This is a genomic window from Bacillus sp. ISL-47, assembly GCF_018613175.1.
GTDB lineage: Bacteria > Bacillota > Bacilli > Bacillales > Cytobacillaceae > Cytobacillus.
The window spans coordinates 60,115-72,151 of the sequence record NZ_JAGGQS010000008.1 but is presented as its reverse complement, the minus strand read 5'-3'; the positions used below and the strand labels follow the sequence as shown (position 1 = coordinate 72,151).

Annotated in this window: 6 protein-coding genes; 1 reads left to right on the top strand and 5 read right to left on the bottom strand. The window is 34.2% G+C overall.

The genetic code is table 11. The features are described from left to right. Positions 1–31 precede the first annotated feature (31 nt). On the bottom strand, positions 32–280 hold the full coding sequence (locus J7I93_RS03735) for a hypothetical protein (protein ID WP_214723425.1): 249 nt from the start codon (positions 278–280) through the stop codon (positions 32–34). Between the two features lie 676 nt (positions 281–956). On the opposite strand from J7I93_RS03735, the gene J7I93_RS03730 reads away from it, so the two are divergent. After that, complete coding sequence (locus tag J7I93_RS03730) at positions 957–1,166, top strand: hypothetical protein (RefSeq protein WP_214723423.1); 210 nt, start codon at positions 957–959, stop codon at positions 1,164–1,166. 167 nt (positions 1,167–1,333) lie between these two features. On the opposite strand, the gene J7I93_RS03725 is transcribed toward J7I93_RS03730, so the two are convergent. The 4 genes from J7I93_RS03725 to pglX form a co-directional block, all read right to left on the bottom strand. Further along, entirely contained in the window at positions 1,334–1,858 is a 525-nt protein-coding gene (locus J7I93_RS03725; RefSeq protein WP_251025716.1) for a hypothetical protein, read from the bottom strand. A gap of 734 nt (positions 1,859–2,592) precedes the next feature. Next, the gene (locus tag J7I93_RS03720; protein ID WP_214723421.1) at positions 2,593–5,769 is read right to left on the bottom strand and encodes a DEAD/DEAH box helicase; all 3,177 of its coding nucleotides are present in this window, start codon (positions 5,767–5,769) and stop codon (positions 2,593–2,595) included. Between the two features lie 60 nt (positions 5,770–5,829). After that, entirely contained in the window at positions 5,830–8,337 is a 2,508-nt protein-coding gene (gene pglZ, locus J7I93_RS03715) for a BREX-1 system phosphatase PglZ type A (RefSeq protein WP_214723419.1), read from the bottom strand. Between the two features lie 154 nt (positions 8,338–8,491). Further along, on the bottom strand, positions 8,492–12,019 hold the full coding sequence (gene pglX, locus J7I93_RS03710) for a BREX-1 system adenine-specific DNA-methyltransferase PglX (RefSeq protein ID WP_214723416.1): 3,528 nt from the start codon (positions 12,017–12,019) through the stop codon (positions 8,492–8,494). Positions 12,020–12,037 lie beyond the last annotated feature (18 nt).

The window sequence follows — 12,037 nt, the reverse complement described above, 5'->3', positions numbered from 1 at the left end:
GATAGAATTACTAACAGGAGCCTTTTCTTTATTAAAATTTATGAGTAATCACCATTTTACCAGACGGGAAGACTACCCGATTGTTTTTATCAAACTCTAAAGCTTTATCAGCTTCAAAGATGAAAAAGGCATCACCTTCCTGCATTGCTTCCTTGTCAGCTTTAAACCGGATATCAAAAATTGCTCTTGCTTCATCTAGCGTTAAAGCATCAACCTCTGCGAATTGTTCATCTTTCTCCTTTGTTCTCAGTACTACATAATACGTTAGCATTTGATTCATTGGTTTCCCTCCATAGTTTTTTATAAAATAAAAACATCGATAAGAATGCTGCGATTTGTTTCGTCACACAACCTATCGATGATTTTTCAGTAGTTCTTAGACCCAAAAGATCACGTATTTAATTTTGTTTGAGCAAAAGTATAAAAAACAGATTACACTAATATTTTATCCAACACTTTTACCCTTTTTAATACTTCTCATTTTAATATTCATGTCTTTAAATCGACTTTTTATGACTCCTTACAGGTCTATTAAGGATTAAAGGTATATCCCTCACCTATCAAAACTTATAATAAGGATAAGTTATTGTTATAAAAAAACTCCAAAAAATTAAATTGGCTTATTAGGCAAGTAAATTTTTTAAACACGCTTAATAGGAGGAATAGGATGCTTATAGGAAAAATCAAGTTAGGTTGGGTGAAAATATGGCGAAAATAAACGATAGTAAAGAATACTGCCCTTACTGCAACACAAACTTACAAGGTGAACCAATACCTGAAGAAAATCAACCTCATTACGGGGGGGCGACTCATTTTGATCGAAAAATTGGAATATCAAGTATGGAAATGGACCGAGTGATTAAATGGCAATGTCCCGATTGTAAAGGGAAATGGGAACGAAAGTAATAAAATATAACAGGTTATAGGATTTGATATTAGGAAGGTGAATATTAAAAATGGACTTCCACAAACTGATGCTTTATGTAAATATACTTGGCATATGTCTGCCTGTTGCATTAACCTATTTAGTTATTGCTAGTATCATTACTGGACAACAAGTTTTTCCCTTAACAATAGTGGGGCTTGCTTTTGGCTATGCTATCATGATCAAACGAAATGTATTGTTTCAGGAACTATTGAATAAATGGTTTAAAAAGGATAAGTAACTCCTAGAACATGTAGCGAAGGATGTTATTAGAAATAAAGAGTATAACGGTGATGCTTTGCCCTATTTTCCAGATAAAAACATCACCGGAATTATATTTTTTATGGTACAACTATAAAATGCCAACCAATCCTTTTCCTCACTTATAACTTTTGCTGTACTGTGAATTTATCGGTCAGCATTTTCTTTATTTGTGTTGTCCTCTTTTTCAATATCTATAAAGTCTATTTTATAATGCTCTAACCCTTTTATGAGCAATAGATTTAATAACACATTAATTTTAAGCGATTTCTTTTTACTTTCATGTTTTATTGTTTTGTAGATTTCTTCTGATAAGAAGAATGTCTTTTTCTCCGTTAGTAGTTCAGGGTCTATATTTAAATATTCTTTGTACATTCTGTATTCATAATCTTCTTTATCGATGGTCTGCTTCGGTTTCTTATATTTTTCTTTATTGTTAATAAAAGGCCTATCAACTTCTAATGCATATATCTTACTCTTGACAGGTCTACAAAGTGATTCTTCTGCTGCGTTACCAAGATACTTCCACACTTTTTTGTCTCCCTCAAAAACTATAGCAGCATTTTTAACCTTTCTCTCTAAATCAAGTTCTCGAATTCCCAATTCAGCGGCTATTTCACTAATAGTCTTTCCAGTGTTTAATTCTTCAATTAAATCATATAATGTCATCATGTTCTCCTTTGATTTTTTAATCATTATAGCTATGATCATGATGCATTTTAATAGTATTCAGAAAGAAATTAATCTGAATTTAATCTAACTATTATCCAAATTAATTCCGATTCTGAATTGATTACTCTACAAATTATTCCATTATCCAGTAATACTAAGTTCAAAGTATTTGCAAATATAGTTTTCTTTTAATCATAGTTCTTTAAATCGTTACTTTTAATGGTCACTATTGGATTAACCGGTCAATACTTCTTTTGTTTTCATAAGCAATTCCTTAGTAAAGATCAAAATATAGTTACGATAGCTTAATGCCTTAGACTATTGATTTCTTAACCATATCGATACCTACAAAAAAAAGCAGGTTCAATATTAGATACGATTATTGGTATCCAACAATCCCCCTCACTTCTTTAAACAGTTTCACAATTACAATTGGGCATACTTATATATACCCAATTAAGGGTATGAACGACTTCATATGCCTTAAGCTTTATACTTCTTGCAATTTCAGGAGATTTCTTTTATTATCCACACCCTTCCTAGCCGACAAATATACTTTACAAGGGTCTAGGATAGCGTGAGAAATTGAACTTATTTTAAAGTAACCTCAATCCTGTTTTAATACGATAATTGCCAAACCACTACCTAGTCAAATGAGCTATGGAAAAAATATCTTTAATTATTTTAAAAAGCTCCTAGAAATGATCTAGGAGCTTCTGTTACTTTACTAAGAGTCATAAAAGTTTATATGTTTTCTCTAACTGTATTTCTTCTTGAATTTCCCCATTTTTTACAACGTAAATATAAACGAAAGGTTCAATACCGATATAATCATCGTAAGGAAACTCTTCTAAAAGGCTGGACAAAGATTCTGTTACTATAATAAACCGTATTTCTTCCTTTTGGCCCTCACTAGTAAAATCAATAAGACCAAAAGCATTTCTCTTTTGGATATTGAGTCTTCCATTTTGGTATTCATATTCTTTTACTTTTTGAAATACATCTTCTGGGATTACTCTGCCTGTCTGTATAGTAGGTTCTAGGACCAATTGGGCAATTCGTTTAATTGGTTGTAATTGTATGCTGCGCTCTCTTTCTATATCGTCTAATCGTTCACGGCTTCGTTCCTCTAGGTCTTCAATTTGTGTATATGTTTGATTAATTAAAGCACTATTTTTATTATCGAAATTGTTTTGCTCATACTGAAAAAAGCGATTTTGAAGAGTAGTCATTTGTTCCTCAAAAGATTTACGTAAATACACACTCTTTTTATTAACATAATCATCTCTCTTCATTTGGACCCCTTGCAAAAGCCTACGTGCTTGCATAATAGCCTCTCTCTTGAAAGATGTATCTTTTTCTATTCCATTTGTGTCTATTACTTCAAATGGCTCAGTAAATAAGCAGAATGGATCGATTTGAATCCACTCACCCGATTCCCGTTTTCCTAAAAGCATAAGAGAACGTTCTAACTCTCTTCCTGTCCCATCTACTATACTTACTTGATCTAACTCAACAGTAACTCGCTCATTTACATTTGCTTTAACACGACAAGCAGGAATGGCAACTTGCTGAACTTCAGTGCTTGCCAATTCTAATGCCAGTTTATAAAGCGGATGATCATTTTGTAATAAAGGTGTTTCTTCCGTTTCTTTTCGAGTGCTTAACGTAAAGCGAATCGATTCATCCGAATTCAATGGTATCCCGCGTTTTTTTGCTAATTCTCGGATATTTTTTGGAAAACGGTCAATTCTTCCTATTGTCTCATCAGAAGAAAGATGGAGACGAATTCGTGTTTCTTCAAACTGTGTTACTACAAATTCACTATACACTCTTGATGGCAAACTATTGATGGAAATCTCTTGGTATGCTCTCCGCATTCCCGGAAGGTCAAAGCTCTCCTCGTCCATCCTCTCTTGTTTGGCTAATTCTAATAGCCTTTTATGCTCTTCTGAGAGTGTTTTTTCCATACGTGCAATGAGTTCATCTAAGTTTTCCCTACCACTTATTGCCTGTTCCATTAAATCTGAAAGATCGACACCTTGTTCCTTTAATACATCACCAATAAAGTCATATACTAGCTCTTGTCCTAAGTCATTTCGCATTTGTTCCATTTTCTCTAGTAGACGAACCAAAACATCTCCTTCACGTGTATTGGATGCCACTAAGTTAAAGATGAATACTTCATTTTTTTGTCCTATACGATGGATACGGCCCATCCGTTGTTCGAGTCGATTGGGATTCCACGGTATATCATAATTAATCATTTGATTACAAAACTGCAAGTTGATTGATTCTCCACCAGCATCAGTAGCCAGCATAATTTGTAATTCATTACGAAACTTTTCTACTTCAGAGCGCCGCTGGTCCATCGAAAAATTCCCTACTATTTTTGCTATCTCTGGTACATGAGCTAGTAATTTCTTTTCTAAGTAATACAAAGTATCTTTTGATTCGGTAAAAATTAATATCTTTTCTTCTTTTGCTAACAGTCCGTTCTTTCCAAAAAGAGTTTGTTCTAATTCAATATATTTTCGTTCTACATCTTGCTGACGGATCCAATTTGCTTTTTCAACTAAGCGACCCAGTACGTCAATTTCGAGCTGCAATTCCTCTAAATTAAGTGTTTCGGTTTCTCCTTCTAACTGCATTTCCAATTCTTCTTGTTCATCTTCAGATAAATCTTCAAAGTCTTCACTATCGACTTGCTGAAATTGTTGCTGATTATATAAAACAGCCTCAAGTCTTTCTTTTCGACGTAATAATGAAAGATAAATGGCATCTAATGAAGAACTTAACCTGCGTTGAAGAATCATCATTGCAAATGCTACATTGGGTTTATTATTCTGTTTTGCCCGGTTAAAATGTTCGCGAACATATTCAGTAACTTCTTCGTAAAGCTCCTGCTCTTCAAGACTTAATTCAAATGAGATTGTTTTGGTGGTACGCTTAGGAAAGAGAGGTGTTCCATTGAAATTTACCATCGACTCTTTTAAACGACGAATCACAAAAGGATTACTTTTCTCATACATGGATTCTCCACTATTTAGACGGGAAAAGATGTCATGATCAACCAAACTCATTAAATGGCGAAAGTTCTCCTTATCCCCTTTATGCGGTGTAGCGGTGAGGAGTAAACAATGTTCTGTATGTCGCAATAGGGCCTCGCCTAGTTGATACATCTTTGTACGCTGAATTTTTTTCTTTTTTACACCGTGAGTATAGGCCGCCATCTTATGTGCCTCATCCACAATGACTAGATCAAATTGAGTTTTTAAGATTAGCGACTTAATTTCTTCTCTTGATGCCCAATATACAGAAGAAATTACTTTATCATAAGCTTCAAACGGATTGATTTCATTAGAATTGTTTAAAAGGGAGCGAGTAACAATCGTAAAGTCCTCTCCAAACTTATCCTTTAACTCTTCTTGCCATTGCTTTAAAACTAATGGCGGAACAAGGATAAGTATCCGTTCAGCACTTTGTCTTGCTAACAGTTCACGAATGAGCATTCCAGACATAATTGTTTTACCCGCTCCCGGATCATCTGCTAACAAATAGCGCACTTGAGGTGATTGCAACATCCGACTATACACGGCTTCAATCTGATGCGGCAAAGGAATGATTTTCTTATTCCCTCTTGCTCTTGATTGAGAGTATCTCTCGTCTGTTTTCAAAATATAATATTGTAGGTAATGTTGCAGACGATCTGGATTAAAGTTAGAATCCTCCTGATGAATCTTTTCCAATTGTTCCAACTGATACTGCTCCAAATATCTATCAAAATACTTGTTTGTACTCCTACCGATTGATTCAACCAAATACAGGTCATCATCAATTTGCTCACAATTTTTGATCTCCACAATCTCTGGCCAAAAAGGACCTTTAATAATTTCTCCGACCTTTAACAACGATTAACCCCTCCCTATGGAAAAACCCGTCAAGCTCTTTTGCAAGACAGGTTCTAACTTTTAGTACAATGCTTCGTACATTCGAATCGTAAATGTTTCTTCTTTATAAAATTCTATACTTTTATCTTGTACAGTCTCTATCTTTAACGTACATGGTTGGCCCAAAGTGTAATAAGTTTCGGCTAAATTAAAAATCAGCTTCTCTGTACGTTGAGGATTATCTCCAGTTAAGTTAAAAGTATATTCTATTTCATTTGATATCCGTTCATTGTCTATATAAAATGCCGCCTTAATCTTACGTGGTAAGTAATCACTAGAAATACTTTCTTCTTGATAAAAAGTGACAGGTACACGGAAGTTTGTAATCACTTTATCTAACATGGCGACACTTACACCAACTAATTCAGCACGATCCGTACGGCGGTACTCAATAAGCGGAATAATTCTTTCTTGCGGCATAGCTCCACCATGAATGAATTGTAATCCTCCTCCGCCAGTAAAACGGTTAATTCCCTTTGCTATTACGGCTTCTACTTCACTTAATTCTGATTGCTTATCGTTTAGCTTTACCGCTCCTTCTGGAATGGTTAATCCTTGTCCCAAAGCAAATCGACGATTTCCTTCAATAATGTTCCCATTTACGGCTTCTATCTTTACATCAGCTTCAATTTTAGGGTATTGGAATAAGAAACCGTGATCAGATGTGATAAAGATTCTTTTTGCTTGCAATCGTGAAAGCCGATCTATCGTACGTTCTAAATCCTTTATTGCTTTTTCCGCTGCTACATATGTATCTCGCTCAGATTTTTTCGAATCACCTATAGCATCGATCACATCATGGTATAAATAGACAAGACGTTTTCCTTTAAATTTGGAGTCAGCCTCCGTTTGAGTCCAGTTTTCAAACTCTTCCCAACGATAAGCAACAGCGTCTGGATTTACCTTCTGTAAAATCTTGGACCTGTTTACTGTACCGTTTGTCGGTTCACCATCAGCATAGACGATTTTATTTTCACCAATAGTCAGTTTACGGTGCGGTAGCAAAGAAGCCATTCCTAACTGCGTATATGTCGGAAGACTAGCAAGCATTGGCGATATACTAGCTTCGCCATTGACACGTTTATTTAGGTGATCACAAAGCTCAAAACCAACCTCATAGCGAAGTGCGTCCGAAATAATGACGAATACCCTTGTCGATTCCTTATCTAAGATTGGCTGTATGGTTCTTTTAAAGAATCTATTCTGCAAAGGAATTTTAGAAGATTGCTCATTAGCAAGTATATAATTTGTTTCATCACCTATTTTTCGTAAATAGACGTTTTCATACCAATTAGTAAGAACTTCCGCGATCGACTCTACATAATCTCTTTGCTCAAGTCTGGTATAAGCTTGCATAAAGTGACGATAAGCATGATCAATGGTGTGAAGTCTTGCAGCATATTGCCCATATAACTCTTCACGTGTATCATACCTTGTTAGGAACTCTTTGTATTCAGTTAATCGCACCGCCTCCAATAATGTCCGGTATAACCCAGCTATTTTGGATTTACGTCCCCAGTGAGTGTTTAAGCGATAAGAAATCCTTTCTTTCCAAGCTTCAAAATTTATTGTCTTATGCTGTAATTCTTCGATTACTTTTTCAATAAGTATTATATCAACTAACGGGAATGTTGTTGTCTTATCAAATCGATCAATAGATGTTTCTAGGAAGTGATTTCGTAAATGAAAATTACTTCCTATATTCCTTATATACCCTTCCAGTACCACAACTTCTTCTGCCTTCCCCCGCATCCAATCATCGATAAATAAAGCACAGATATTGGCACGAATAGTAGAATATTTTTCATCTAGTGACTTAATAGAAACTACTGCATCTCTTGAAAAATGGGAATATAATAGCTGTTCCATCAAGTGTCGTAACGTTCTCTGTTCATCTGAAAGATGCAACCCAAAATACTGCTCCAATAGTTCCCACATGCGGTTAATTGAGAATAACTTGCTAATTTTCTTATAGGTACTATTTTGGTCCTCTTCCAAACCATCAAGCAGGAGATTCTTTGCAATATATGAAATATGAGAAGAAGGTGAACTTGTGAGCACAGCTAGTACCGCTGTTTCAACCTCTTCTTCTTTAGGAGAAGGATTAACTACTTTATTTAATTTCCCTCTCCGTTCCTTACTATTAAAAAAAGCTGAATAACGGTTGGCCACCGTACGTAAAATTACATCTTCTACACCCAGCTGTTCTGACCAAATGGCAATTTGATCTGCTTTAAATTCAGATCCATAAAAAAGAATATCTAATAAAAAGTTCTCTTCATCAGCAGGTCTTGAAAAAGGAGCATACAATAAATATGACCTTTTAGGATGCACAATCTCTATTTCAATTTTCAAATTAAAAAAATTATTTGCAGTTATTTCTAGTACAGTTACGTCTTCATTTGCTAATGATTCTGTTAAAGACTCTACAGTTTCTTGTCCAGCAGAGTCATACCAAAAGACAACAGCTCGTTCTTTATTATTTTTCTCATCACGAATCCGCTCACGAACCAATTCAATTACATCCATTTTTTCACCTCTTTTTAACTGTAGTAAACAGACTCTAAATAGCTAAGTATATTTTACCAAATCAAAGGGAGTTTGCCGAAAATATAAAAGCCCACCGTAAGCCTCATTGTAAAAGTGACGGTGGGTACTAATACTTTGAAATTAATAATCCTTGTTATTTAATCTTTGCTAGTACTTTGTCAAATTTTTCATAATTCACTTTCACACCATCATCTAAATCAATGCTAATTTGTTCATTAGCATATTCAGCCAACTTTTTATCAAATCCAAGCAATTCCTCTAAACGTTTTTGAAATACTGTTTTCCGCTTCTCAAGGTCGCGTTTCTCAGTCGCAGTTAAACTTGGATTTACAATACGTAAATTTATTGCTGCAATTTCATTGTTATATTTAGCTTGAATTTCTTGTAGATGCTCAAAACGGATTGTTGCCATAGTATCGGCCTGATACCGGTGCATGTAAATTAGTGTACGTAACCCTTTTTGTTTTCCAGAATCGACAAGCCAATAAACAGGGCGTTTTTGATATACTTGGCAATGATCTTTAAAAAACTCATCTAAGAAATAACGGCGCAAACGTTCTTCTGCTGTTTCATTTCTTTTTAATACGAGAGATTCTGCTAACCATTGTAAGTTTACTTCCACGGTTTCTTCCCCAAAAATAATGGCCAAAAATTCTCGTAAACGAGCAACGATATCATTATCGAAATAATGTTCGTCTGTTATTTGAATTAAGCCAAATTTGTCGGGAATGAAATTATCAAATCTCTTATCAACCCATTCTCCTCCGGCATATACAAGACCTTCAATATTTAGTGAATATCTCCCCATTATGCAACCAATAAAATAGGATAAAAATGATTTTGAATCACTGATTCGTTCGCCCAAACGAATTGTAATATCCTTGCCCTCTACTTCTGGCGATACTTCATCTTCTAACCCATATAAATTAATAAAAATACTATTTAATTCTTCTTCGATTTTTTTTAGTTCGTGCATTTGAGCTTTGGTATGAGTTACCCATGTATCAAAAGTATCTTCTAGCCTATTTCTATCTTCCTTATATGATAAAAATGGATGCCTTTTAAAGTTCCAAGAAGATTCATAAGAGTCCCAATCCACTTTCGATATGTGAATTGCCTTATTTACTAACATTTTAATCTTAGTGTTAATTTCATCATTCTCATTAACTTTATAAGGTAGCCTTGCTATAATCCCTTGATCAAAGTTAATAGTTGAAGAAAGTTGTTGAGAAAACATAAATGAAATTTTAGAATTTAAAAATCCTAGTAGGGCAATTGTTTTGTCGTGATTATTTGAAAACACAGCCATGCCAGCATTACTGAACAAAAAACCAATAGGAGAAAATCGAACTGCAAGTTTTGAACTTGAAATAGCTGTCCAAGTGATACCATCACGGAAATAAAAAGACTCATTCTTTACTACAAACTCATAATTCCCATTTAAATATGGGTATCTTTTAATAATATATTCCTTAATTTCTTCTCCGTTGTTTTTCCAGTTAACCACATACTCTTGATTTCCATACCACTTTCTAAACGTTCCACCTTTGTTGAATGGGAACCATTTTTTATTGCTAACTAATGCTTCGTCAGCATTAGTACAATTAAAAGCAATAGAATCTAAACTTGTTTCGTGCCACAATCGTAAAAATCGTTCATTATCTGCTGTCGCCATTCCTTGTTTAGGGTCTGCAATATCAGAAAGTTTAGGGTTTGTTTCAAAAATTTCTCTAACTTTGTCTGTGGCCCAATATGCAAATGGTGTTCCCGGAATACTTTTAAAACCTTCTTGTTTTTTTATGTGGTTTCTTTTCGCCTCGAAAAATTTAGACTCTTTTTCTTTTAAAGAATCAACCTCACCTTGTTTATCAATTAACCTTTTATACGTTCCCTTAAAACCTTCCACATTGGTTTTTCGTAATACAAAAGTAACAGTGCCAAAATCAGAACCAAAAATCCCTCTACCTAGATGTATTAAACTAAAAAATAATGTATTATTTACAAGTTCATTTCTTAACTTCTCATAACTTGAAAGAAACATCCATGAAGGAATATTAATCATTGCTGAAATTCCATTGTTTTTCATAAACTTTAATGTTCTTTCCATAATTACTGTGCTTAAATCTTTCTTAGTATTATTGAAATTTTTCTTTAAGTAATTTTGAAGATTTTTATTCATACCTTTAGAACCCATATAGGGAGGATTTGTTACTACAATATCATACTCTTTAGATAACACTTTTTCTTGTTTTAATAAAGTTATGAATTGCGGTACTTGTTCATAAGCTTGATAGGTTTCCGTCGTCAACTGTACGTTTTCAAGCTCATCAACTCTTCTTATATATATATCCAAATTATATTCATTCGGAAGAAGTATTGAACCCTTATTTTTTGCATCATGAAACTTATCAATTATTGAAGAAATCTCTTTTCTTTCATTTTCATCATGCCCAAGCAGTTGTGCAAGACCTTCTTTGTGTAATTCATTAGATTCTTGTATCGAAAATAAATTTAGAGAAACTTGCTTTCTGAAAATTCTTCTCGATTTCTCTCTTGCCTTCATCATTAATGCAAATGAAGCCAACTGTGTAGCCCTATCATCGATATCTAGTCCATATAGATTCTTCTCTAAAATTATTTGTGGAATGTCACTATTAGGATATCCAGCCTCTTCATACATTTGATACAATAAATCAAACGCATATATAAGTATGTGACCAGATCCGACACAAGGGTCAATTATCGTAATTTCCTCTAAATTTATATTTTTATAACGAATTTTTTCTAATTTTTCTTTTACCTCTTTATCTTGTTCAGCAGGTTCTATATAATAGCGCAATTTATCTTTTAACGGTGAGTTAGGATTGGATTCTAACCACAATTGACCTAAAGAGTTCTCTACCATATACTGAACAATCCACTTCGGGGTGAAAAGTTGCGTTGCTGCAGGAATATCATATTTCTCTATCTTTTTATTCTTTTTTAATTTAGCAAACACTTTGTCTTTAGGCTCTGAATTGTAAAATTGATAAAGCCAACCGATTACTTCCACTTCTCTAAAGCTTTCTGTTAATTCATCATTTGAAACTAATTTATTGATAACCGACTCACTGTCTAATAAAAAGTCTGGAAGTAATAATTCAGTATAATCATTTATTTTTTCAAACATAAATGGCAAGATTGTGTTTAGGGCATTGCATTGCGCTATGAATAACTTACGATATGTCTCCTCAATCTCTCCCTTACGAAATAAGTCCTTAATCTGCGCTATGTCAATACCTAAATCCATTGTTTCAAATTCAGCTACGATATCAGGCTCCGCTCTGCCTGTGCTGCTTGATAATACATTTATTCGTTCGGGAAGGTATTCGTTCACTTCCATAAAACGGATCGAAATGATGCGGTTAAACCACGTGTATGCCACTTCCTCGATGAGGTGGTCATATCCCTTGATCCTTAGCTGCTTATCTAGTGATGTTATGCTCGATTTTAACCGTAAATCCTGTTCAGTATTATTTACGATTAACTTTCCGTTTATCTCCTGTATTTCTAATTCTTTGGTTACTGAGACTATTCCATACTTTTTTGCACGCAATGCTACTTTTTCAAGCAGGTCTCTCCTAGCAGAAACGGCAAAGTTTTTTAACTCTGATTTATTCATCTTCCATTACTCCTTCTA